The 22,220-nt window shown below is 69.4% G+C and carries 22 protein-coding genes; 10 read left to right on the forward strand and 12 right to left on the reverse strand.

The window, feature by feature from the left end:
• The first annotated feature begins 107 nt into the window (after positions 1-107).
• Positions 108-1,889 (forward strand): Hsp70 family protein, encoded by a 1,782-nt coding sequence (locus DMP23_RS37190; RefSeq protein WP_337823817.1) that lies wholly within the window; start codon positions 108-110, stop codon positions 1,887-1,889.
• Between the two features lie 3 nt (positions 1,890-1,892).
• Here DMP23_RS37190 and pcp read toward each other — a convergent pair whose 3' ends face one another.
• Positions 1,893-2,498 carry a pyroglutamyl-peptidase I gene (gene pcp, locus DMP23_RS37195; RefSeq protein WP_337823818.1) on the reverse strand — a complete coding sequence of 202 codons (606 nt, stop codon included), beginning with the start codon at positions 2,496-2,498 and terminating at the stop codon, positions 1,893-1,895.
• A complete protein-coding gene (locus tag DMP23_RS37200; protein ID WP_337823819.1) occupies positions 2,495-3,940 on the reverse strand; it encodes a M1 family metallopeptidase in 1,446 nt (481 codons plus the stop codon). Before DMP23_RS37200 ends, pcp begins: the two co-directional genes overlap by 4 nt.
• A gap of 146 nt (positions 3,941-4,086) precedes the next feature.
• Between DMP23_RS37200 and DMP23_RS37205 the strand changes: the two genes are divergently transcribed.
• Together DMP23_RS37205 and DMP23_RS37210 are read left to right on the forward strand one after the other, a co-directional pair.
• The gene (locus tag DMP23_RS37205; RefSeq protein WP_337823820.1) at positions 4,087-7,269 is read left to right on the forward strand and encodes a BTAD domain-containing putative transcriptional regulator; all 3,183 of its coding nucleotides are present in this window, start codon (positions 4,087-4,089) and stop codon (positions 7,267-7,269) included.
• Between the two features lie 69 nt (positions 7,270-7,338).
• On the forward strand, positions 7,339-8,358 hold the full coding sequence (locus DMP23_RS37210; protein WP_337823821.1) for an amidohydrolase family protein: 1,020 nt from the start codon (positions 7,339-7,341) through the stop codon (positions 8,356-8,358).
• Here DMP23_RS37210 and DMP23_RS37215 read toward each other — a convergent pair.
• Entirely contained in the window at positions 8,347-8,760 is a 414-nt protein-coding gene (locus DMP23_RS37215; RefSeq protein ID WP_337823822.1) for an SRPBCC family protein, read from the reverse strand. The genes DMP23_RS37210 and DMP23_RS37215 overlap by 12 nt on opposite strands.
• A gap of 116 nt (positions 8,761-8,876) precedes the next feature.
• Here DMP23_RS37215 and DMP23_RS37220 point away from each other — a divergent pair, with 116 nt between their 5' ends.
• Positions 8,877-9,686 carry a helix-turn-helix domain-containing protein gene (locus DMP23_RS37220; protein WP_337823823.1) on the forward strand — a complete coding sequence of 270 codons (810 nt, stop codon included), beginning with the start codon at positions 8,877-8,879 and terminating at the stop codon, positions 9,684-9,686.
• A gap of 73 nt (positions 9,687-9,759) precedes the next feature.
• On the opposite strand, the gene DMP23_RS37225 is transcribed toward DMP23_RS37220, so the two are convergent.
• Both DMP23_RS37225 and DMP23_RS37230 read right to left on the reverse strand, forming a co-directional pair.
• Complete coding sequence (locus DMP23_RS37225) at positions 9,760-10,566, reverse strand: ABC transporter permease (RefSeq protein WP_037808218.1); 807 nt, start codon at positions 10,564-10,566, stop codon at positions 9,760-9,762.
• Positions 10,563-11,540: an ATP-binding cassette domain-containing protein gene (locus DMP23_RS37230; protein WP_337823824.1), complete on the reverse strand. Its 978-nt coding sequence runs from the start codon at positions 11,538-11,540 to the stop codon at positions 10,563-10,565. The genes DMP23_RS37225 and DMP23_RS37230 overlap by 4 nt, the downstream gene beginning before the upstream one ends.
• A gap of 108 nt (positions 11,541-11,648) precedes the next feature.
• On the opposite strand from DMP23_RS37230, the gene DMP23_RS37235 reads away from it, so the two are divergent.
• The gene (locus DMP23_RS37235; protein ID WP_337823825.1) at positions 11,649-12,602 is read left to right on the forward strand and encodes an endonuclease/exonuclease/phosphatase family protein; all 954 of its coding nucleotides are present in this window, start codon (positions 11,649-11,651) and stop codon (positions 12,600-12,602) included.
• Positions 12,599-13,033 (forward strand): acetyltransferase, encoded by a 435-nt coding sequence (locus DMP23_RS37240; protein WP_134728463.1) that lies wholly within the window; start codon positions 12,599-12,601, stop codon positions 13,031-13,033. Before DMP23_RS37235 ends, DMP23_RS37240 begins: the two co-directional genes overlap by 4 nt.
• Here DMP23_RS37240 and DMP23_RS37245 read toward each other — a convergent pair.
• Both DMP23_RS37245 and DMP23_RS37250 read right to left on the reverse strand, forming a co-directional pair.
• Complete coding sequence (locus DMP23_RS37245) at positions 13,020-13,823, reverse strand: SIR2 family NAD-dependent protein deacylase (RefSeq protein ID WP_337823826.1); 804 nt, start codon at positions 13,821-13,823, stop codon at positions 13,020-13,022. The two genes, DMP23_RS37240 and DMP23_RS37245, sit on opposite strands and share 14 nt — an antisense overlap.
• Complete coding sequence (locus tag DMP23_RS37250) at positions 13,816-14,124, reverse strand: antibiotic biosynthesis monooxygenase family protein (protein ID WP_037808215.1); 309 nt, start codon at positions 14,122-14,124, stop codon at positions 13,816-13,818. The genes DMP23_RS37245 and DMP23_RS37250 overlap by 8 nt, the downstream gene beginning before the upstream one ends.
• Positions 14,125-14,229: 105 nt before the next feature.
• Here DMP23_RS37250 and DMP23_RS37255 point away from each other — a divergent pair, with 105 nt between their 5' ends.
• Positions 14,230-14,352, forward strand: a complete 123-nt coding sequence (locus DMP23_RS37255) for a hypothetical protein (RefSeq protein WP_337823827.1) — start codon at positions 14,230-14,232, stop codon at positions 14,350-14,352.
• Between the two features lie 19 nt (positions 14,353-14,371).
• On the opposite strand, the gene DMP23_RS37260 is transcribed toward DMP23_RS37255, so the two are convergent.
• Positions 14,372-15,793 carry a M1 family metallopeptidase gene (locus tag DMP23_RS37260; RefSeq protein ID WP_337823828.1) on the reverse strand — a complete coding sequence of 474 codons (1,422 nt, stop codon included), beginning with the start codon at positions 15,791-15,793 and terminating at the stop codon, positions 14,372-14,374.
• 57 nt (positions 15,794-15,850) lie between these two features.
• Here DMP23_RS37260 and DMP23_RS37265 point away from each other — a divergent pair, with 57 nt between their 5' ends.
• Positions 15,851-16,603: an alpha/beta fold hydrolase gene (locus DMP23_RS37265; RefSeq protein WP_337823829.1), complete on the forward strand. Its 753-nt coding sequence runs from the start codon at positions 15,851-15,853 to the stop codon at positions 16,601-16,603.
• Positions 16,604-16,649: 46 nt separating this feature from the next.
• Here DMP23_RS37265 and DMP23_RS37270 read toward each other — a convergent pair whose 3' ends face one another.
• From DMP23_RS37270 to DMP23_RS37285, 4 genes are all read right to left on the reverse strand, one after another.
• On the reverse strand, positions 16,650-17,603 hold the full coding sequence (locus DMP23_RS37270) for a peptidoglycan recognition protein family protein (protein WP_336156686.1): 954 nt from the start codon (positions 17,601-17,603) through the stop codon (positions 16,650-16,652).
• 90 nt (positions 17,604-17,693) lie between these two features.
• Positions 17,694-18,569 carry an A/G-specific adenine glycosylase gene (locus tag DMP23_RS37275; protein WP_336156685.1) on the reverse strand — a complete coding sequence of 292 codons (876 nt, stop codon included), beginning with the start codon at positions 18,567-18,569 and terminating at the stop codon, positions 17,694-17,696.
• A 23-nt stretch (positions 18,570-18,592) separates the two neighbouring features.
• Complete coding sequence (locus DMP23_RS37280) at positions 18,593-19,084, reverse strand: beta-class carbonic anhydrase (protein ID WP_037808204.1); 492 nt, start codon at positions 19,082-19,084, stop codon at positions 18,593-18,595.
• 106 nt (positions 19,085-19,190) lie between these two features.
• A complete protein-coding gene (locus DMP23_RS37285; protein ID WP_037809317.1) occupies positions 19,191-20,291 on the reverse strand; it encodes a LacI family DNA-binding transcriptional regulator in 1,101 nt (366 codons plus the stop codon).
• Positions 20,292-20,469: 178 nt separating this feature from the next.
• Here DMP23_RS37285 and DMP23_RS37290 point away from each other — a divergent pair, with 178 nt between their 5' ends.
• Together DMP23_RS37290 and DMP23_RS37295 are read left to right on the forward strand one after the other, a co-directional pair.
• Positions 20,470-21,384 carry a metal ABC transporter solute-binding protein, Zn/Mn family gene (locus tag DMP23_RS37290; protein ID WP_043827170.1) on the forward strand — a complete coding sequence of 305 codons (915 nt, stop codon included), beginning with the start codon at positions 20,470-20,472 and terminating at the stop codon, positions 21,382-21,384.
• Complete coding sequence (locus DMP23_RS37295; protein ID WP_037808198.1) at positions 21,384-22,220, forward strand: metal ABC transporter ATP-binding protein; 837 nt, start codon at positions 21,384-21,386, stop codon at positions 22,218-22,220. Before DMP23_RS37290 ends, DMP23_RS37295 begins: the two co-directional genes overlap by 1 nt.

Below are 22,220 nucleotides of genomic sequence, written 5' to 3' on the forward strand. Positions count from 1 at the left end.
GGCCGAGTTGGTTTTCGATCACGTTCAGTGCGTTCAACGCGTGGTCTTTTCCGCGCCCTGGTACCGCTCATGAGACGATGCGGTGGGGTTTTGGGGAGGGGAACTGCGTGGACGTCCTGTCGATCGACTTCGGTACTTCCAGCACGGTCGGCGTCTTGGCGGCCTTCGGGCGCGGGCCGCGGGCTATTGAGGTTGACGGGTCGGTCACCATGTCTTCCGCGGTGTACGCGGAGGAGGACGGGCGGCTCGTCGTCGGGCAGGACGCGGAGCGGCGGGCTCGGCTGGATCCCAGCCGGTTCGAGCCTAATCCCAAGCGGCGGATCGACGACGGTGAGCTGCTGCTCGGCGATAGGCCGGTGCCGGTCGTCGATGCGTTCGCTGCCGTGTTGCGGCGGATGGGCGAGGAAGCCGAGCGGCAGCTTTCCGGGGTTCCGGATGAGGTGCGGTTGTCGCATCCGGCCGGGTGGGGTGCGCAGCGGCAGCAGACGCTCCGGGCGGCGGCGGGGAAAGCCGGGTTCGTTCAGGCGCGGTTGGTGCCGGAGCCGGTCGCGGCGGCGGCGCATTACGCGACTCTCCGCGAAACAGGTGCGCCTAGCGGGCCGATCGCGGTGTACGACCTCGGCGCGGGCACGTTCGACTGTGCGGTCGTCGGCGCGGGTACCGCGGTTCTGGCGGAGGACGGGTTGCCGGATCTCGGCAGTCTCGACATCGACCAAGCCCTGCTGGTCCACATTGGACGGTCAGTGTCGCACGCGGATCCGGCACAGTGGCAACGGCTTCTTCGTCCGCAGACGACCAGTGACCGGCGGTTGCGGCGGGTGTTGCTCCAAGACGTCCGCGACGCCAAGGAAAGTCTTTCCCGGCACGCGCACACTGAGGTGCCGATGCCGGATCCGTTCGGCGACGTCCTCGTCACCCGCGCCGAATTGGAAGCGTTGGTTCGGCCGAATCTGTTGCGCAGTGCGGAAATGCTCGCGGCTACGATCGCGCGGGCCGGGCTTACGCCGGATCGGCTCGGGGGCGTTTATCTCGTCGGCGGGCCCAGCCGGATGCCGTTGCTGGCTTCGCTGGTCGGGTCGACGCTGGGCGTGGTGCCGACTACCGAGGACCAGCCGGAGACGGCGGTCGCGTTCGGCTTGCATCACGTGGACGTGCGTCCGGCAGCGGCCATGCCCGCGCCTGCGCCGGCATCTTGGCCGCCCGTGCAGCAACAGCCCATGCAGCAACAGCCTGCTCAGCAACTGAACCAGCGGCCTCCGGCACCCATGCCGCCCCCGCCGGGATGGCAACAGCCGCACCAGAAGAAGTCCCGCAAACCGCTGGTCATCGGCGCGATCGCCCTGACCGTGCTCGTCGTCGCCGGGATCGTGACCGCTGTCCTCGCCACCCGCGGCGACGACAAACCCGCCGCGAACCAACCAGTCGTCCCGCCAAACACCACGACCTGCGCCGGTTCACAACCAGCGCTCCCCGGCGAAAACGGCCTCACGAAGTGCATCCGCCGCCTGGCCGGTCCGACCATCCAAACCCGCGCCACCTGTTCCGACGACCCGGAACTGGCGAAAGCCCTAGGCGCGGCACGCAGCGCGCTGTGCCGCTTCCCGGACAAGACCACCGTCGCGTTCCACGAAGGGCTCACCCTCGCCCAGGTCGAGCCGAGCGCGCGCAAGGACATGGCAGGCCGCATCGAGACCGACACCTGGCGCACTCGCACCGGGCTGAGCGGCCGTTACGTCGCGGGAGTCGGGCCGAAGCTCGGGCTGCTGATCTACCAGGCCGACGGCATTCCGGTCGTCGGCACGGTGATGGACACCAGCCCGTCGCACACCAGCCGCCGGCCACAGGACCTGGTGCAGTTCTTCGAGAAGACCGTCCAACCTGGCGAATAAGGCTCAGTGCAGGGTGCCTGCCGACGTGGCCACGTCCTCGTGCACGGTCAGCGCGGTGTCCGCCACGATCTCGAGCGCTCGCGCGATCGAGTCCAGCGGCATCCGCGCTTCCTCCGGCACGTGCACGAAACCGCCGCGCAGTCCGGGAAACTCCGTCGCGATCAGGTGCATCAGGCCGTAGAAGACTTGATTGCACACGTACGTCCCGGCGGTGTACGACACGGCCGCGGGCAGCCCCGCCGACTCGATCGCCGCGACCGCCGCTTTCACCGGCAGCGTGGTGAAGTACGCGGACGGCCCGCCCTCGACCACAGGGACGTCGACCGGTTGCGCGCCCGCGTTGTCCGGGATCCGGGCGTCGATCAGGTTGATCGCCACCCGTTCCGGCGTGACGTGCTGGCGGCCGCCGGCCAGCCCGGCGCACACGACCAGGTTCGGCCGGTGCGCCAGGATCGCGGCCCGCAGCGCCGGCAGCGACGCGTCGAACTCGCACGGCAGCTCTACCGCCACCGTGTCCGTCCGCCGCGTCGCTGCCAGCGAAGCCGCCTGCCAAGAAGGGTTCGTCGCCGCTCCGTCGAACGGCGCGAACCCGGTCAGCAGAACCGTCACTTGGCGGCCGGCTTCAGGTCGCCCGGGTAGAGGTACTCGTCGGACGGCTTGCCGTTGCCGTAGATCCACGCGTCGAAGAAGCCCTGCAGGTCCATGCCGGACACCTTTTCACAGTACTTCTGGAAGTCCTGCATGCTCGCGTTTCCGTCGTGGTGCAGGCGGTTCCAGGTCTTCAGCACCTGGTCGAACGCGTCCTGTCCCATGTACTTGCTGAGCGCGTGCAGCATGACCGGGCCCTTGGAGTACACGTAGGTGAACTCGTGGCCGGGACCCATGTCGTACAGCTTGCCCGCCCAGAACGAATCGCTGGCCGACGCGACCTGGTCGAGGTACCTGGCGTCGAGGTCGGTGCCGTTCTTCTGCGCCCACAGCCAGGTCGCGTAGGAGGCGAAGCATTCGTTGAGGCAGACGTCCTTCCAGTGGTCGACGGCGACCGTGTCGCCCCACCACTGGTGCGCGTTCTCGTGCACGATCGTGCCGATGTTGCCCGCGCGGCCGGAGTAGATCGGCCTGCTCATCGTCTCGAGGGAGAACCCGATCGGCTCGGTCAGGTAGATGCCGCCCGCGGCGTCCACCGGGTACTTGCCGAACTTCGATTCGAGGAAGTCGAGAACCTCGGGCAGCTGCGCGTCGGCCTGCTTCGTAGCGTCGGTGGTGCCCGGCGCGTACGCGCTGACGATCGGGGTGCCGTCCGTGCGCTTGCGCTGGTTGAAGGTCCACTTGTCGATCGCGACCGTGGTCATGTACGGCGCGGTCGGGGTGTCCTCCGCCCAGACGTGCGTGGTGCCCGCGCGCGTCCGGTACTTGCCGACCTCGCGGCCGTTGGCGATCACGCCCCACTCGTTCGGGACGGTGATCGACAGCCGGAACTTCGCCTTGTCGCGCGGGGTGTCGTTGACCGGGTACCAGGTGGTGGCCGACTTCGGCTCGCCCGCCGCGAACGCGCCGCCGGACTTGGTGAACTGCCAGCCGTTCTTGCCGAGGTTCGGGTCGTCGATCGCGACCGGGACGCCGTGGTAGGCGACCTCCGTGGTGAACGGAAGGCCCTTCCACAGCGGCAGCCTCGGCGTGATCACCAGTTCGTGGTCGCCGGTGCGGGTGAACTTCGCGGGAATGCCGTTGACCCGGACCGCGTCGACGGTGAGGCCCCGCAGGTCGAGGTCGAACGAGCTGAGCGACTGGGTCGCCTTCGCGTGGACCGTCTGGACACCGGCGAGCTGGTGGGTGTCGGGAGCGTAGTTGACCCTGAGGTCGTAGTCGGAGACCTCGTACCCGCCGTTGCCGTCTTGCGGGTAGTAGCTGTCCCCCGCGCCGTCCGAACCGGGCGTGGGCTTGTCCCAGCCAGCCGGTCCGGCCGACGCGATCCCAGTGCCGAGCGTCAAAGCGGTGAGGGTGGCTGCGACGGTCACTGCCGGGCGATGCCAGCGGTGCAGTGCTCTCATGGGCGCTCCTGTGTCTGCGGGTGAATCCTCCGCAACGTAGCGCCGGGAAGCCGGGCAGTAACCGCTTTGGCCGCAGTTTGTCCCGAAAGTCCACACTTACGTCGGGCCCCGACACGGCGAGGGCGTTGTCTGGAAAGGTGGACCTCATGCGCGTCGCGCTGCTGGGCCCGCTGCGAGCGGAGGGGGAGGACGGCACGCCGATCGACATCGGCGGAGCCCGCCTTCGCATGCTCCTTTCCCGGCTCGCGCTTGACGCCGGCCGCGCGGTTCCCGCCGAGGCGCTGATCGACGGTCTGTGGGGCGCGGACCCCCCGGCGGACGCGGCCAATGCGCTCCAGTCGCTGGTCTCGCGGCTGCGTCGAGTGCTGCGGCCCGCGGGGGCGGAGCTGGAGTCGGTCAACGGCGGTTATCGGCTCGCGGTGCCGCCGGAAGCGGTGGATCTTCACCGGTTCGAGCAGTTGTCCGCCGAGGGGCGCCGGGAACTTGCCGCTGGCCGGGACGGCACCGCCGCCGAATCGCTCGCCGCCGCGCTCGCGTTGTGGCGCGGACCGGCGCTCGCGGACGTGCTGGACGCGCCGTTCGCCGCCGCGCCCGCGACGCTGCTGGAAGAGCGGCGCACGGAGACCTCCGAGGACTGGTTCGAAGCCGAGCTGCGGCTGGGACGGCACGCGGACGTGCTCGCGGAACTCACCGCCGCCGCGCAAGCGCATCCGCTGCGGGAACGGTTGGCCGGGCTGCGAATCCGTGCGCTTTCCGCGGCCGGACGGCAGGCCGACGCGCTCGCCGCGTATTCCGCGATCCGGACGACGCTGGCCGACGAACTGGGCGTCGACCCGTCGGCGGAACTGCAGGAAGTGCATCTGCGTGCGCTGCGCGGCGAGTACACGCCGGTCGCCGCGGTGGTCGACCGGTTGCCGCAGCGGCTGACCAGCTTCATCGGCCGCACCGACGAGCTGAAGCTGCTGGCCGAGCTGCTCGAAGGATCCCGGCTGGTCACGCTTGTCGGCCCAGGCGGCGCAGGCAAGACCCGGCTCGCGACGGAGGCGGCTTCGCGGCATCCGGCGCACTCGCGCGGGTTGGTGTGGTTCGTGCCGCTGGCCGGTGTGCGGGACGCGGAAGACGTGCTGACCGCGCTGCTCAACGCGTTGGAGGTCCGCGACATCCGGACGACGGAGACCGACGCGCGGCGCCGGCAGGTCGATCCGTTCGAGCACGCGGTGGAGACGCTCGGCGGCGCGGAAGCGTTGCTGGTGCTGGACAACTGCGAACACCTCGTGGACACCGCTGCGGAACTGGCCGAGAATTTGCTGCGCCGGCTGCCGGCGTTGCGGGTGCTCGCCACGAGCCGGGAGCCGCTGGCGATCACCGGGGAAGCGTTGTGCCCGCTCGGTCCGCTGCCGGTGCCGGACGAGGCCGCGCCGCCCTCGGACGTCGGCACGCTCGATTCCGTCCGGCTGTTCCTCGACCGCGCGATGGCGGTACGGCCGGGGTTCCGGCTCGACGAGTCCACAGTGGACGCGGTACGGCAGATCTGCTGCCGGCTCGACGGAATGCCGCTGGCGCTCGAACTTGCCGCCGCGCGGTTGCGGTCGATGACCGCCGAACAGATCGCCGAACGGCTCGACGACCGGTTCCGCTTGCTCACCTCCGGCAGCCGCACGGCGTTGCCGCGCCAGCGCACGCTGCGCGCGGTGGTGGAGTGGAGCTGGGACCTGCTGAGCGACGCGGAGGTCCGGCTCGCGCGCAGGCTCGCGGTGTTCGCGGCGAGTTTTTCCGAGGAGGCGGTGGAAAACGTCTGCGCGGACGAGGAACTGCCCGCGGAAGACATCGTGTACGTGCTGGGTTCGCTGGTGGAGAAGTCCATTGTGGACGTGGTGGGCATGCGCTACCGCCTGCTGGAAACCCTGCGCGCCTACGCGACCGAGCGGCTCGCCGAATCCGGCGAACGGGAGCGGATGCGGGAGGCGATGGTCGCCTACTACGCGGAATTGGCCGACCGCAACGAACCGTTGCTGCGCGGACGGGACCAGCTCCAGGCGATCGACGTGTACGAGCACGAAAGCGATAACTTCAACGCCGCGCTGCGAGCGGCGATCGAGTCCGATTCCGCGGCAGCGGCGGCCCGGCTGCTGTTCGGATTGTTCTGGTATCTCAACATCGTCGGCCAGAACGAGCGGGGCGCGCTGTTCGTGGACGAGGTGCTCGAACTGAGCGGCGAGCTGCCGCCGGACGTGGCGGCGAGCCTGCGGTTGATCCAGGTGCTGATGCGGGTCATGGCCGGGCCGCAAGAGAAGGTGGACGTCCCCGACCTGATCGAGGAATGCGTGCGGACCGGCGCCGCGGACCGGAATCCGTGGCTGTGGGTGGGGTTGCCGATCGTGGCGTACCTCAACGGCGAGCGGGACCTGGCGCTGCGCGAGATCCGCAGGGCCGTCGCGCGGGACGACGTCTGGAGCCGCGCCGCCGGGCACTGGGCGGAGAGCTTCGTCCTCGGTGACACCGGCGATCTCGGGAGCGCGGACCGGGCGCGAGAGCTTGCCCACCAGGGCTTCGCCGAAGTCGGCGACCGCTGGGGACTCGGGATGACGCACGGGTTCCGGGCCGCGGCGCGGTCGCAGGCAGGCGACCACGAGGGCGCGATCGCCGGGTACACCGAGGGATTGCGGCTGGTGATGGAGCTGCGGTCAAGGGACGACATCGTGCAGCAGTGGTGGCGGCTGGCGGTGGAGCGTTCGCGCTCCGGAGATCAGGAAGGCGCGTGGCGGGACATGGAAGCCGCCGAACGCTACGCGGCTGCCGGCGTCAACAACGGCTTGCGCCTGATCGTCTTGCTCGGCCGTGCCGAATTGCTGATCCGTGAGCGCAATGTCGCCGAGGCGCGCGAGGTGTTCCGGGAAATGAAGGCGGCGCGTGCGGATTGGCCGACTCCGGAGGGTTTCGAGGCGGAATGGCTCGGCACCATCGAGGCCGGTTTGCTGCTCGCCGAAGGCCGCCCGGACGAAGCGGAGCCAGCGGTGTTCGGCGTGGTCGAGCAGGCGGCGAGGCGCTTCGACATGCCGGACCTGGCTGCCATGGTCGAACTGCCGGCGCGGATCCGGTACCAGCAGGGGCGGCTGGAGTCGTCGGCCCGGCTGCTGGCGCTGAGCGCGGTGGTGCGCGGCCGGTTTGACCTGGGAAGCCCGGAGGTCCGGGAGCTGATCGAGAACCTAACCCGGGAGCTGGGCGAGGAGCGATACGAGGCGCTCGTGGCCGAGACCTCGCAGCTGGACCGGGCGGAGGCGATCGAGGCGGTCCGGGCGGAGCGCTCGCCTGTTATCGACGATAACTAAAATTTGCTTCCACTGATGTTTCCGGTGATACGCTCTGTTGGGTATCACCGGAAACGCAGAGGAGCTGTCATGCGCATCGTCGCCCTGGAAGAACACGTGGTCCTGCCTGTCCTGCACGACGCGTGGGCGAAGGCGGGCCTCAAGCCGCACGGCTATCCCGACGACCATCCGGTCACGCGCCGCCTGCACGACGTCGGCGAGGGACGTCTCTCCGACATGGACGACCAGGGCATCGACGTCGCAGTGCTGTCCCTGTCGACGCCCGGCGTGCAGAACCTTCCGGCCGCCGACGCCGTGCCCGTCGCGCGGGAGGCCAACGACGCACTCGCCGAGATCGTCGCCGCCAATCCGACGCGATTCCAGGCCTTCGCCACGCTCCCGACGTCCTCGCCCGAAGCCGCCGCTGAGGAGTTGGAACGCGCGGTCAGCCTGGGTTTCCGCGGCGCGATGCTTTACGGCCGCACCGGCGACAAACTGGCCGACGCCCCGGAATTCGACGACCTCTACGGAACCGCCGCACGACTTCGCGTCCCGCTGCACTTCCATCCCCAAGTGCCGGTGCAGGCGGTACAAGAGGCGTATTACTCGGACCTGCCCAACGGCGTCGGCGCGGCATTGGCGACCGCCGGACTCGGCTGGTACTACGACTTGGGCGTGCAGTACCTGCGGATGATCTTTTCCGGCGTCTTCGACCGGCACCCCGAGTTGCAGGTGATCGCCGGACACTGGGGCGAGGTGGTCTTGTTCTACCTGGACCACGTCGGCTTCCTGCGGGAAATGGCCGGGCTGCGGCAGCCACTGGCCGACTACTTCCGCCAGAACTTCTGGATCGCGGGGAGCGGAACGGTCAGCGAACGCTACCTGCGCTGGGCGGCGGAAGTAGTGGGGACGGAGCGGATGCTCTATTCGACCGACTATCCGTACACCTTCGGCACCCGGCCGGGCGGATTTCCTTACCTGGACACGAGCGGCGGCGTCGCGCGGTCGTTCTTGGAGAAGGCACCGTTCAGCGAGGAAGAGAAGGCGGCCATTGGCTCCGGGAACTGGGAGCGGCTGACCGGCCACCTCTCGGGGGCTTCACTCGGGTGAGCCTGGGCGACCGAGAGTCCGCTTGATCACCTCCAGACCGGCCGACATCGTTTTGCTCATCGGCGCGGCCAGTTCGTCGGGCAGCACGTCGCGGATCCACACCAGCCGGCACCGCTGTTCGCCATCTTCGAGTACCTGCATAGAGGCGTTGTCGTGTTCGGGCTGGACGTCGCCGCCGACGACTGAGTAGACGATCCGGCGGATGTCGTGGTCAACGCCGATCCGCCGTTCCCGGACGACCGTGCCGGCGGCGAAGGTGACGACCCGGCAGTCCTCCTCGGCCCGGCTGTCCAGCACGAACCCCGGCGCCATCCGCCGGGGACCCGCGGCGAAGTCGCCGATCACCTCCCACACGTCGTCGGCGCTGGACTCGATCACTGCTTCTTCGCGGATGGACGCCATGTCTCCTGCTCCCTTTTTCGTGCGGTGGCAATGGATGTGCCAGCCTGCCCGGTCCCAGCCGCTCGCGTCTTGAAGATTTTTGCGGAATTGTCAGACCCTCGCCGTAGCCTCCGGGCGTGCTCTCCTTCGTCGATCTCGCCACGCGCCCGGAGTTCGCCGTCGGCACGGCGGACTGCCGGGACGATCACCGCGGCTGGTCGGCCGAGCGGCCGCGCGAGGACGTGCGGCTCGTGCTCGTGCGCCGCGGCGGGTTCCGCCGCCGGGTCCGCGGGGTCTGCGCGGACCTCGACCACACCGTCGGATACCTCGGGATGCCCGGCGAGGAGGAGCACTTCGCCCATCCCGTCGGCGGTGACAAGTGCACCTCGATCACCCTGACGCCCGCGTTCTGGCGCACCCTGGCCGGCGACGCACCGCTGCTGGAGCGTTCAACGCTGTACGTGGACGGCACACTCGACCTTGCCCACCGTCGGCTGCTCGCCGCCACCCGCGCCGCCGATACCGAGTACGCAGCGACCGAAGGACTGCTCGGCCTGATAGCCGCGGTGGTCCGGCAGGTCGTGGCCACAGTCGCTCCGGACGGCGGCCGGGCAGGCGACCGTGCGCTAGCAGCTCAAGCCCGCCGCGCGATCGGCGACGATCATCCCGCGGCGGACGGCCTGATTCCGCTGGCGGCCCTGCTGGGCGTCTCGCCTTACCGGCTCAGCCGGGCCTTCACCCGCGAACTGGGAGTGTCGCTGACCCGGTACCGCAATCGCGTGCGCGTGACCCGCGCGCTGGACCGGCTGGAGGCGGGCGAACCCAGCTTGGCCGCCCTCGCCGCCGACCTCGGGTTCGCGGATCAGGCCCATCTGTGCCGAACGGTGCGCGCGCACCTCGGACACACCCCGACCGCACTGCGCCGGCTGCTCGCCACAAAAAAGTGAGTGTCTGTGTCCGGCTGTGGAACCCGGACACAGACACTCACCCACAGCGTCCACACCCCCGTGCGGGACGCCCTCAGACCCGCTTGCGGTAGGCCCACGTCGCGAGCGGGAAGAACACCACGACCGCACCGGCCATCCACGCCAGCGCGCCCAGCAGGGAGCCGCCGTACGCGGCGCCGCCGTTGAGCAGGCCGCGCATCACGTCGGACATCAGGCTCACCGGGCTGATGTCCGCCCATGCCTTGAGCCAGCCCGGCATCGTGGCCGTCGGGAGGAACACGTTGCTGCCGAAGGTCAGCGGCATGATGAAGACGAACATCACGCCCTGCGCCGCGCCAGGGGATTTCATCAGCATCCCGACGAACACCGAACCCCAGCAGAAGCACAGGCCGAACGCGATCGCCAGCAGGATCGCGAGGACGAACTCCCCGGGACCGGTCTGCACGCGGAAGCCCATCACGGTCGCCACGGTCAGCAGCACCGTCAGGCACACCACGTACCGCACGAGGTCCGCCAGCACCGCGCCCACCAATGGCGCCGAGCGGGCGATCGGCATGGAGCGGAAGCGGTCGAAGACGCCCTTGGTGATGTCGGTGTTGAGCTGGGTGCCGACCGTCAGCGAGGCCTGCAGCACGTTCATCACGATCAGGCCGGGCACGAACGACTGCAGGTAGTTCTCGATCGAACCGCCCAGCGCGTTGCCGAACAGGTAGGTGAACATCAGCAGGAAGATGATCGGCATCAGCGTGACGTCGGCCAGCTGTTCCGGGTTCTTGCGGATCTTCAGGATTCCCCGCCAGGCAAGCGAAAACGCGTGCTTCGCGCCCTGGACCGGGCTGATGTGCCGGGGCGGGGCCGCCACGGCGGTCGCGGTGGTCACGACCGGCTCCCTTCGAGTTCGCGTTCGGGCTTCGGCTCTTCGGCGGCGTGTCCGGTCAGGGCGAGGAACACCTCGTCGAGGCTGGGCAGCCGCAGCGCCAGTTCGTCGGAGGTGATGCCCGCCGAGTCGAGCCGGCGCACCAGCGTGGACAGCAGCACCGGGTCAGACACCGGCGCGGTCAGCAGTCCGGTGGCGTCGTCGCGGACCGGGCGGGCTCCGGTGAGCTCGGCCAGGATGCGGTCGACCTCGTCGAGGTCGCTCAGCGACGTCGGCCGCACCTGCAGCGTCTGCCCGCCGACCCGCCGCTTCAGCTCGTCGGCGCGGCCGTCGGCGACCACGTGGCCGTGGTCGAACACGGTGATCCGGTCGGCCAGCTGGTCGGCCTCCTCCAGGTACTGCGTGGTGAGCAGCACCGTCGCGCCGTCGGCGACGAGGCTGCGGACCACCGCCCACACCTCGTTGCGTGTGTGCGGGTCGAGTCCGGTGGTCGGCTCGTCCAGATACAGCACGGCGGGGCGGCCGACGAGGCTCGCCGCCAGGTCGAGCCTGCGCCGCATGCCGCCGGAGTACGTCCGGATCGGCCGCTTGGCCGCGTCGGTCAGCTCGAACCGCTCCAGCAGTTCGGCCGCCCGCGCCCGCGCGTCGGCCCGGGACAGGTTCAGCAGCTTCCCGATCAGCACCAGGTTCTCGGTGCCGCTCAGGTCCTCGTCCACCGACGCGTACTGCCCGGTGAGCCCGATCAGCCCGCGCACCCGGACCGGGTCGCGGACCACGTCGTAACCCCCGACCGTGGCCCGGCCCGCGTCGGGTCTCAGCAGGGTCGCCAGGATGCGGACCGCGGTTGTCTTGCCCGCGCCGTTCGGCCCGAGCACCCCGACCACCTTGCCGAACGGGACCTCGAGGTCCACCCCGTCCAGCGCCTTCGTCTCCCCGAAATGCTTGACCAGGCCCTCGGCCTGGATCGCGTGCGACATGACGCCTCCTCCTGTGTCGCTCAAGCACACAGTGGACGGAGGCGCTGGCAAGCCGCGCACACGGCGCTGACACGGACCTGTCAGCGCCTGCCCGGCATACTCTGGATCATGGTGATGGAGGCGCGGACGCGAACCCGGCTGGTCACGGGCCTGCTCGTGCTGGTCGGACTGCCGCTGTTCACAGTGGCCTTGCTGCGCACGATCGGCTGGGACGGCAGCAGCTGGTACCTGACCGCGCTGTTGGCGCTGACCCCGTACGTCGTCATCTACGGCGTGCTGCTCGCCGCGCTCGCGCTGGTGCTGCGGCGCTGGTGGGTCGGCGGCGTCGCGCTGGCGTTGTCCGCGCTGCTGGCGGTGTTCGTCGCGCCGCGGGTGATGCCCGACGACCAGCCCGCGGCGCAGGGGAAGACGGTGCGCGTGTTGGCGGCCAACCTCTACCTCGGCCAGGCCGATCCCGCGGCGCTCGTGCGGCTGGTCCGGGAGCAGCGGGTCGACGTGCTGAACCTGCTGGAGATGACGCCCGCCGCGATGTCCGGACTGGAGAAGGCCGGGCTCTTCCAGACGCTGCCGTACCGCGTGCTCCATCCGGCGTCCGGTGTGGACGGTTCGGGCATCGTTTCGCGATATCCGCTTGCCGAGCAGGATTACACTGGTGATTCGGTTCAGAATCAGCCCGGCGCGGCGGCGGATCTCGGCGGCGGAACGACGTTGGAGATCGTGGCGGCGCATCCGTGTTCGCCGGATTCCGGGTATTACCAGTGGGAGCAGCAGATGCGGGACCTGTCGCGCGCCATCGGCGAGCACGGCCTGCGTGTCGTGGCAGGCGATTTCAACGCCACCCTCGACCACGCCGCGCTGCGGACGGTGCTGTCGCGCGGGTACGTCGACGCGGCGGAGGCGCGCGGCGACGGCCTGATCCCGACCTGGTCGACGTCGGCGGTCCCGCTCGTGCCGCTGGATCACGTGCTGGTGGACCGCCGGGTCGCGATCCGGGATTACCAAGTGTTCGATGTGCCCGGAAGCGATCACCGGGCGGTTTACGCGGAGGTGCAGCTGCCATGACGACCTTGCGGCCGAGCAGCGGGGAAGCCGAATACCCGCGGCTGCTGGAAATCTGGCGCAGTGCGGTCGAGGCGACGCACCATTTCCTGGCGCCGTCGGACGTCGAGTACTACGCGACGCGTGTCCCGGTCTACTTCCCGGAAGTCGACCTGACCGTGGCGGAGGTCGACGGAATCGCGGCCGGTTTCTCCGGGATCGCCGAGGGAAAGCTGGAAATGCTGTTCGTGCACGACGATTTCCGCGGTCGCGGGGTCGGGTCGGCGTTGCTGCGGGCGGCGTTGGACCGTTTCCCGGGCCTCACGCTGGACGTGAACGAGCAGAACCCGCAGGCGGTCGGCTTCTATCTGCACCACGGGTTCGAGGTAGTCGGCAGGCAGGAGACCGATCCGGACGGCCGCCCGTTCCCGTTGCTGGAGCTCAAACGAGCTTGACCAGCGTCTCCAGCGCGCCGGCGGGGATCGAAATCCCGCGCCCGTGGCGGATCTGCGGTTCGCGCGGATTGATCCGGATCAGCGCACCCGTGGCCGCGCTGGCGAGTTCGGAATACCGGCGCACGGTCGGAACCGCTTGTCCGGCACCGATTTCGACCACCACCGCGTCACGGTGCGCGCGCCGCCACGCCGCCAGTTCGTCGAGCTGTTCCTGACTGCGGTCCGGAACCCAGTCGAAATCCCCGAACATCAGGATGTTGGGCCGGGCGAGGCTGCCGCAACGCGGACACGACGGCAACGGCGGCCGGGCGCGCATGGTCGCCTCGTCCAGATCGACCGCGACGTCCGCGGCCGACCAGATCTCCCGCGAACATCCGGCCAGGCACTGCAGATGGTGGATCGACCCGTGCGCCTCGGCGACGTGCGGGAAGCCAGCCGCCTGGAACTGTCCGTCCACATTGGACGTGAAGACCCGGACGCCGCCAGGCTTCGCGAGCCCGCGTTCGAGCAGCAGACCGAACCCGCGGTGCGGCACCGTCCTCCGGTACAGGTCGAGCCGGTGCCCGTAGAAACCCCAGGCCAGCTCCGGGTCCGAAGCGAAATGCTGCGGGTCGGCCAGCTCCTCGAACCGCAGCCCAAGCCCGGCGTACGGCGGATAAGCCCGCCAAAACCCTTCCCCGCCACGGAAATCGGGCAGACCAGAATCGACGCCCATCCCGGCGCCGGCGCACACGAGCAGCGCGCCGGCACCCGAGATCAGCTCAGCGGCGCGGGCGAGTTCGTCATTCACCCGGCTTCGATGCCTGCACGACCTCGAACTCCAGCAGGTTCGCACCGGTCGACACCGGGTTCTTGCGCTCGCCCGCGTGCGCCTCGCGCGCCGGACCGCCCGCCCAGGCCTGGTAGTGCTCCTCGGTCTCCCACTTCGTGTAGACGAAGTAGCGCGTCTCGCCCGCGACCGGGCGAAGCAGCTCGAAGCCGAGGAAGCCCTCCTGGTTGTCGACGGAGTGCAGCCGCGCGGCGAACCGCTTCTCCAACTCCGGGCCGGCGCCTTCGGGGACCTCGATTGCGTTGATCTTGACCACTGCCATGGCTCGAGTTTATGGCACCGACTTCGTCGGCGAGCGATCCCGCGTCGGGGTCAAGTAGCCACCGGCTGGTTCGGCCTCGCCCGCGGCCATGAAGACCTGGTCGGCATGCTGGTCACGGCCAAACAGCACGAGCTGGGCGCGGTGGCGGTCGCCGTCGGCCCGGACGAGGCGGCGGACGTCGTCCAGCTCGGGCTGGTCGGCACGGTCGCGACTCCCGCAGCAGTCTGACCAGGTCGTTGCTCGGCAGTCAGGGCCGCAACCCGCCCGGATAGAGATCGGCGTCCGACGGCAGTTTCGACCCGTGGAACCAGTCGTTGAGAAACCCGCTCAAGTCGCGTCCGGCGACCTTCGACACGAGCTTCTCGAAGTCCGCCCACGTAGCGTTGCTGTTGCGGTGCTCGCCCACCCACTCGTGCAGCACCTTCTCGAATCCCGGCTCGCCCAGTTCCCGGCGCAGCGCGTGGACCGCCAGGATGCCCTTGTCGTACGCGCCTTCGAACAGGTGCTCCGGCCCCATGTCGACGAGCTTCTGGCCCCAGAAATCCGTGCTGCCCTTGGTGATCTCGACGGCCGCGCGGTAGCGGTCGTCCAGGTTCTGGCCCTCGCGCTCGCCCCACATCCACTGCGCGTACGACGCGAAGCACTCGTTCAGGCAGATGTCCGCCCACGAGTTGAGCGACACCGAGTCGCCGAACCACTGATGCGCGTTCTCGTGCACCAGGGTCAGGATTTCCGCCCATTTCGCATAAGTGGGACGGGTTTGCGTTTCCAGGGAAAAATGGATGTCCTCGTCGAGGTAGATCCCGCCGGCCGCGCTCTGCGGGTACTTGCCGAACTTGCTCTCCAAGAACGAGATCACCTCCGGCAGCCGGTCGCCGGTGGCCTCGCGGGCCTCGGCGCCAGGGGCGTAGCCGGAGACGATCGGCGTGCCGTCCGGGAGCGTGGACCGCTGGACGGTGAATTTGTCGATCGCGATCGTGGTCAGGTAGCTGGCCACCGGATTCGGATCGGCCCACGTCGTGGTGGTTTTGCCGTCCTTGGCGCTGGTGCCCTTTTCCCGGCCGTTGGACAGCACCGTCCAGCCGGTGGGCACGTGCGCGGTCAGCGTGAAGGTCGCCTTGTCGCGCGGGGTTTCATTGACCGGATACCAGAACGACGCCGAATGCGGCTCGCCGACCAGGTACGCGCCGCCGTCCTCGGAGCGGGCCCAGCCGTTCTCCGAACCGCCGTCGTGCGGGGTTTTCGCCGGAACACCCGAATAGCGCACGCGCGTCCGGAACGTCGAGCCCGACCGCAGCGGTTCGGCCGGAGTCACGACGAGTTTGTTCTTCTCCCGGCTGTACTTCGCCGGTTTCCCGTCGATCTCTACCGAGGCGACGTCCAGTCCGCGCAGGTCGAAGTCGAAGCGGCTGAGGTCTTGGGTGGCTTTCGCGGCGACCGTGGTGTCGCCGTCGAGGCGGCCGCTCGGCGGGTCGTAGCTGACGTCGACGTGGTAGTCCAGAGCGTCGTACCCGCCGTTGCCGTCGTCGGGGAAATACGGGTCGCCCGCGCTGTTCGCGCCGGGTGCGGGATGCATCGGCGGCAGTGGAGCGGCGGGTTCGGCAGGGCTGCACGCGGACAGCGCAAGCACGCCGAAGAGGGCGAGGACGGCGGGCTGACGGCTGCGCATTCCTTCACCCTAGGGGCAGATTTGTGATGAGGTAGCCGGGAAAACCCGGGAGGATTAATGCGACCAGGCCTGATCGACTTCGGCGGCGACGAACGCCCTGGCGTGTCGATCTTGCTGTTGCACGGGCTGATGGGCCGCGCTCGCACGTGGTGGCCGGTCGCGCAATGGCTCAAGCGGTACGGCCGCGTGCGTGCCCTCGACGCCCGCGGGCACGGCCGCGCGCCGCACACCGGTCCGTGGACCACCGAGCAGTTCGCCGAGGACGTCGCGGACGTGCTGGCCGACGTTGGTCCGTCCGTGCTGATCGGGCATTCGATGGGCGGGCTGCACGCGTGGGCCGCCGCGGCGAAGCACCCGGAGCTGGTGCGCGCGGTGGTCAGCGAGGATTTCGCCCCGGACCAGCGCGGACGCACCGTCGAGGCCTGGCGCGGCTACTTCGAGAGCTGGCCGGTGCCGTTCGAATCGCTGGCCCACGTGCGCGAGTTCTTCGGAGCCGCGGGCGACTACTTCACCGAATGCGTCGAGGAACGCGACGACGGCTATCACCTGATCGCCGACCTGGAGAACCTGTACGAGATCGCCGCGGAATGGGGCCGCCGGGACTATTGGTCCATTGTGGACGGTATCCGCTGCCCGCTGCTGCTGGTCGAGGGCGAGCACACCGCGATGCCGCTTGGCCAGCAAGCCGAGGTGGCGGCACGAGTACCGGGCGCGAAGCACCTGGTCGTGCCCGGTTCGGCGCATCTGCCGCACGCCGAGGCGCCGGAGACCTATCGCGGCGCGGTGGAGGCGTTCCTGTCCGGCCTGTGACGCCCCACGCGTGCCGCCCTCGCTGGCACACGTGAGGCGTCCCCGGTCAGCGGGCCAGCTCGGTGCGCCACGCGGCGGTCGAGCGGTCTGCCGGCACGATCAGCGGCCAGACGTCCGAGCCCAGGTAGGCGGACTCGTCGCTGGCGCGAGCCGCGGTGCAGCTGTCGCGGGAAAGCCCGTGCTCAGCGGCCAGCGCGGACACGGCGGCCGCGGTCGCCTTGCCGAACACGCCGTCGGTGGGCACGGCGAACCCGGCGGCGCGCAGGAATCGTTGCGCGGTCATCACCCGCGGCCCGGTGTCACCCGGTTTGAGCAGCGGCCACTCCGGTGCGTCAAGGCGCGCGACAGACAGGCCGAGCTGCTGGCCGACCGCTTTGCGCAGCTCCGGGAGCCGGTCGTAGAGCACCTGGCCGCAGCACTCGGTCGAGTTGAAATCGCGGTGGCCCTTGATGAACTCGGGAGTGATGCCGTATTGGTGCGCGATGTAGGCGATCAGCTGCACGAGCGAATCCCACAGCGCGACCGGCACGTCGACCGTGCTGTAGAGGCCCTCGTTCTCGATGCCGAGGCATTCGCTGTTGTGGTTCGCGACGTTCGCGCCCTGCACGTGCTGCGTCCCGCCGCGCAGGATTTCGAGGCTGCGGTGCCGCCCCTCGGTGACGAAGCCGCCGCGGCTGTTCGTGAACTGCTGGCCGGTGTCGATCCAGCCGCGGGTGTCCATGTGGAAGTTCTGGATGTCCCGCGAGATCTGCAGCGCGTGCGCCAGCGAGTAGTCGGTGTTGTTGCCTGGATCGACGGTGTGGTGCACCACGATGTACGTCGGCTTGTGGTTCTCCACCACGATCGCGCCCGACGCGGGCCGGGCGTTCCACTCGGCTGTCGAATGGATGACCGGAGCGGTGACCGCCGCCGCGGATTTCGCCGTGGCGAAGCCCAACGCACCTACGGCAGTGACAGTGAGGCCGCCCTTCAAGACGGCACGACGCGATGCTTCCCCCATGCGGAACTCCTCAGCCCGGAAGTGCGACGGGGGAAAGCTAACCCGGCACCCCGGGGGTGACAACTTTTTGCCGACTTTCGTCGTAGTGCGTCAGTGTTCCCCGGGAAGCGCGAACAGCCCGTCGCGGGTTTGCTCCAGCAGACCGTCCACGAGCAGCGAATCCAGGCACCGGTCGCGCTGGCCCGATTCGTGCCACACGAGGTCCAGCCGAGCCTTCTCGACCGGCCCCTCGGCACCGCGCAGAACGTCCAGCAGCAGCCCGCGCACCTGCCGGTCGGTGCCGGCGAACTTCTGCACCGGCTTGGCGGGACCGGCGTATTCGGGACGGCCGTTGTGCTGCCACTTGCATTCGGCGTAAATCGGGCAGTCCGCGCACTTCGGCGACCGGGCGGTGCAGATCAGCGCGCCCAGCTCCATCAACGCCGCGGACAGCTTCGCCGCAGGAGCGTCCTCGACGGGCAGCAACGCCTCGACGTCCGCCATGTCGCGAGTATTCGACGCCGGGCCCGCGTCGCCCGCGCCATGAACGGCACGCGCGACCACGCGTCGGACGTTGGTGTCGACCACGGGTGCGCGCTTGCCGTACGCGAACGCCGCGACCGCGCGCGCCGTGTACGCGCCGATGCCGGGCAACGCGAGCAGCGTGTCTACATCGGACGGCACGACATCGCCGTGCTCCTGGGCAATGACGGTGGCGGCGGCGTGCAGCCGAAGCGCGCGACGCGGGTAGCCGAGCTTGCCCCACGCGCGCACGACCTCGCCGGTGGTCTCCGCGGCCAGCGCCGAGGGAACCGGCCAGCGAGCCATCCACTCCAGCCAGATCGGCTGGACGCGCGAGACCGGCGTCTGCTGCAGCATGATTTCGCTGACCAGCACGCCCCACGCCGAGCAGTCCGGCTCCCGCCAGGGCAGGTCCCGGCCGACGTCGGCGAACCACTCGATCAGAACATCGGTGTCTACTGCCACCCCGCCATTGAATACGACGGCCCTTACTTGACCTCGGTCAGGCTCCCGGCCTTCACGTCGTAGACGAATCCGCGCACGTTGTCGTTGTGCAGGAGGAAGTCGCTGCGCCGGGCGCGCTCCATCGACGTGCGCACGCTGTCCTCGACCTTGCGGAACGCCTCGACCGCCCAGGTCGGCCGCAGCCCGGTCGCGGTCTCCAGTTCGTCCTTGAACTCGTCCTCGGTGACCGTGGAGAGGCCGCAGTCGGTGTGCTGGACGATCAGCACCTCGCGGGTGCCGAGCTTGCGCTGGCTGAGCGCGAGCGACCGGATCATGTCGTCGGTGACCACCCCGCCCGCGTTGCGCAGCACGTGCGCCTCACCCTGCAGCAGGCCGAAGATCTCGAACACCCGGATCCGGGCGTCCATGCAGGTGAGGATCGACACCTGCAGCGACGGCTTGGGGGAGGACCGGTCGCCGGGAACGATGTTCCCGATCTCCTGATTACGCTTGAGCAGCACGTCGATGGAGGTCATGGGGCACCTTTCGGCCTGCGCGGGCGGTTCCCACTATGGAACCGGCCCGGACCCGCGTACACAATGCGGTGGGCCGGAAATCACGGCAAAGGCTGGGGTGAACCGCTCAGCCGCCGAACCAGGGCTCCTCGACCGTCCGCGGTGGCGCCGACGTCCTCCCGACCCGCAGTTCGGTCGGCAGCGTGATCACCTTCGGCCCGACGCGCTCGGCGGAGCTGAGCAGCAGCCGTCCGGCCACCTTGCCCTTCTCCAGCACCGGCTGATGCACCGTCGTGAGGCCGGAGCGTTCCGCCTCGGCGATGCCGTCGAACCCGGTCACCGTGAGGTCGAGCGGCACTCGCAGCCCACGTCGCGCGGCCTCGGCCAGCGCGCCGAGCGCGAGGATGTCCGAGGTGCACACCAGTGCGGTGACCTGCGGATACGCGTCCAGGAGCTGACGTGCGGCAGAGGCGCCGTCGTCCACCGTGTGGTCGAAGCGTTCGACCACCGGGACGGTCGCCCAGTCGACGCCCGCCGAGGAAAACGCCGTCGCCAGCGCCTCCAGCCGGGTGCGCTGCACGTGGAAATGCGCGCCGCTCTGCCGTTCGGAAGTCACGAAATCGTCGTTGCGCTCGCGGCCGAGCCGCATGCAGAGAACGCCGATCTGCCGGTGGCCGAGCGCCACCAGATGGTCGGCGAGCTGGGTGACGGCGGCCGCGTCGTCCGGGCCGACGCGGTCCACGCCCTCGATCCGGGGCTGGTCGATGATCACCGTCGGCACCGGCCGTTCCAGGACGGCCGCGAGATGCGGGTCGTCGTCCGGCACGGAGTACACGACAAACCCGTCCACGCCCGCGCGGTGCACCGCGGCGAGGTCCTCGCGACCGGGGCTGGCCGGCACGAGATGCAGGCCGACGCCCGCGTCCTCGCAGGCCAGCGCGAGTCCTTCGAGCACGCCGACGGCGGCCGGGTCGCGGAAGGCGTAGGAGAGGTTCTCGGTCAGCAGCAGCCCGACCGCGCCCGCCTTGCGGGTGCGCAGCGAGCGCGCGACCGGGTCCGGGCCGGGGTAGCCGAGCCGGCGCGCGGTCTCGAGCACCCTGCGGCGCAGTTCGGGGGAGAGCTGATCCGGGCGGTTGTAGGCGTTGGACACGGTGGTCCTGGACACCCCGAGTTCCGCCGCGAGCGACGCCAATGTCGCCTGCCTCCGGGTGCGAATAGGACGGCCCATCCGCAAACCGTAACGGTTCAGATCGTTTTCCAGAAGCGACACCCCTGTGGTGAGCGTCTCGATCCGCTCGGTGATCAAGAGCGCGTGCGGCCACCCGGTGGAGTGAGGCTCGCCGTTCGGATGGGGTAAAGTGAATCTGACAACGGTTTCCATTAGCAGTTCGACCCAGGAGTGCCCGATGACTTCCCGCCGCACCACGAGCGTCCTCGCCGCCGCGTCGGCTCTGGCTGTGTTCGCGCTCGGCGCGTGCTCCAGCACGTCGTCCTCGTCCGGTTCCGGGGCGGGAGGGGGCACGGGCGACCAGGTGAAGGTCGTCGCCTCCACCGATGTCTGGGGCAGTGTCGCGTCCGCCGTCGGAGGCGACAAAGTGCAGGTCACGTCGATCATTCACGATCCATCGGCTGACCCGCACTCGTACGAATCGACCGCCGACGACGCGCTCGCCGCCAAGAAGGCGCAGCTGACGCTGGCGAACGGCGGCGGGTACGACGAGTTCTTCACCAAGCTCTCCGGCGAGGCGGCCTCGGCGAAGAAACTGGTCGCCTACGACATCGCCAAGCCGGGCGAGGAGAACGAGCACGTCTGGTACGACCTGCCGGGCGTCGCGAAGGTCGCCGACCAGGTCGCGGCCGCGCTCGGCGAGATCCAGCCCGCGTCGAAGCAGAAGTTCGACGAGAACGCCAAGACCTTCAAGGGCCAGCTCGACGGCTTGATCAAGAAGGCGTCCGCGCTGGGCACCGCGCACCCGGACACGAAGGTTGTCGTCACCGAACCGGTCGCGCACTACCTGCTGAAGACCGCGAACATCGCCGACGCCACCCCGAAGGCGTTCTCCGACGCGATCGAGAACGAGACCGACGTGCCCGCCGCGGCGGTCTCCGAGTTCACCAAGCTGATCAAGGAGAAGCAGGTGAAGGCGCTGGTCAACAACGTGCAGACGGTCACCCCGCTGACCAAGCAGGCGGTCGCCGACGCGAAGGCGTCCGGGGTCGCGGTGGTCGACGTATCCGAGACGCTCCCGGCGAACGTCACGGGCTACATTGACTGGATGACCAAGGATGTGGACTCGCTGTCGGGGGCTCTGAACAGCTGATGTCCGTCCAGCTTCCGGAAGCCGGCCCCGCGGTCCGCGTGCGCGGGGCCGGGCTCGCCTTCGGCGACCGCACCCTCTGGTCCGGTTTGGACCTCGATGTCGAGCCGGGCGAATTCCTGGCCGTCCTCGGTCCGAACGGTTCCGGCAAGAGCAGCTTCCTCAAGGCGCTGCTAGGGATGCAGTCGCTGTCGGCGGGCACGGTGGAAATCGCGGGCGGGCGTCCGGGAGGGGCGAACCGCAAGGTCGGCTACATCCCGCAGCAGCGCGCGATCGACGATTCGCTCACGCTGCGCGGCGTCGACCTGGTCGGCTTGGGACTCGATGGGCACCGCTGGGGTCCAGGCCTGGCCGGAATGCGCGCCCGGAAACGCCGCGTGGCGTCGGTAATCGAATCCGTCGGCGGCACGCGCTACGCGAAACAGCCGGTCGGCCGCTTGTCCGGCGGCGAGCAGCAACGACTGCGGGTGGCACAGGCATTGGTCGGTGACCCGACGGTGCTGCTGTGCGACGAACCGCTGCTGTCGCTCGACCTGGCACACCAGCGTGCGGTGAGCGAACTGATCGACGCGCGTCGGCGCGAGGCCGGGTCCGCGGTGCTGTTCGTGACCCACGAGATCAACCCGGTCCTGCAGTTCGTCGACCGCGTGCTGTACCTGGTGAACGGCCAGTTCCGGATCGGCAAGCCGGACGAGGTGATGACCTCGGAGACGCTGTCGGATCTGTACGGAACGAAGATCGAGGTGCTGCGCGTCGGCGGGCAGATTCACATCGCCGGTGCGCAGAGCGCGCTGTGCGAGGACGAACCGCATCACCACGAGCAGGAAGCAGTGGGCTGA

It is taken from the genome of Amycolatopsis sp. A1MSW2902 (assembly GCF_017312175.1).
GTDB lineage: Bacteria > Actinomycetota > Actinomycetes > Mycobacteriales > Pseudonocardiaceae > Amycolatopsis > Amycolatopsis nivea.

Coding starts and splice junctions, on each gene's coding strand:
- DMP23_RS37200 (WP_337823819.1), bottom strand. CDS start 3,940: ATGAGAGCACTGCACCGCTGGCATCGCCCGGCAGTGACCGTCGCAGCC.
- DMP23_RS37205 (WP_337823820.1), top strand. CDS start 4,087: ATGCGCGTCGCGCTGCTGGGCCCGCTGCGAGCGGAGGGGGAGGACGGC.
- DMP23_RS37210 (WP_337823821.1), top strand. CDS start 7,339: ATGCGCATCGTCGCCCTGGAAGAACACGTGGTCCTGCCTGTCCTGCAC.
- DMP23_RS37215 (WP_337823822.1), bottom strand. CDS start 8,760: ATGGCGTCCATCCGCGAAGAAGCAGTGATCGAGTCCAGCGCCGACGAC.
- DMP23_RS37230 (WP_337823824.1), bottom strand. CDS start 11,540: ATGTCGCACGCGATCCAGGCCGAGGGCCTGGTCAAGCATTTCGGGGAG.
- DMP23_RS37235 (WP_337823825.1), top strand. CDS start 11,649: ATGGTGATGGAGGCGCGGACGCGAACCCGGCTGGTCACGGGCCTGCTC.
- DMP23_RS37240 (WP_134728463.1), top strand. CDS start 12,599: ATGACGACCTTGCGGCCGAGCAGCGGGGAAGCCGAATACCCGCGGCTG.
- DMP23_RS37250 (WP_037808215.1), bottom strand. CDS start 14,124: ATGGCAGTGGTCAAGATCAACGCAATCGAGGTCCCCGAAGGCGCCGGC.
- DMP23_RS37255 (WP_337823827.1), top strand. CDS start 14,230: ATGCTGGTCACGGCCAAACAGCACGAGCTGGGCGCGGTGGCGGTCGCC.
- DMP23_RS37260 (WP_337823828.1), bottom strand. CDS start 15,793: ATGCGCAGCCGTCAGCCCGCCGTCCTCGCCCTCTTCGGCGTGCTTGCG.
- DMP23_RS37265 (WP_337823829.1), top strand. CDS start 15,851: ATGCGACCAGGCCTGATCGACTTCGGCGGCGACGAACGCCCTGGCGTG.
- DMP23_RS37270 (WP_336156686.1), bottom strand. CDS start 17,603: ATGGGGGAAGCATCGCGTCGTGCCGTCTTGAAGGGCGGCCTCACTGTC.
- DMP23_RS37280 (WP_037808204.1), bottom strand. CDS start 19,084: ATGACCTCCATCGACGTGCTGCTCAAGCGTAATCAGGAGATCGGGAAC.
- DMP23_RS37285 (WP_037809317.1), bottom strand. CDS start 20,291: ATGGGCCGTCCTATTCGCACCCGGAGGCAGGCGACATTGGCGTCGCTC.
- DMP23_RS37290 (WP_043827170.1), top strand. CDS start 20,470: ATGACTTCCCGCCGCACCACGAGCGTCCTCGCCGCCGCGTCGGCTCTG.
- DMP23_RS37295 (WP_037808198.1), top strand. CDS start 21,384: ATGTCCGTCCAGCTTCCGGAAGCCGGCCCCGCGGTCCGCGTGCGCGGG.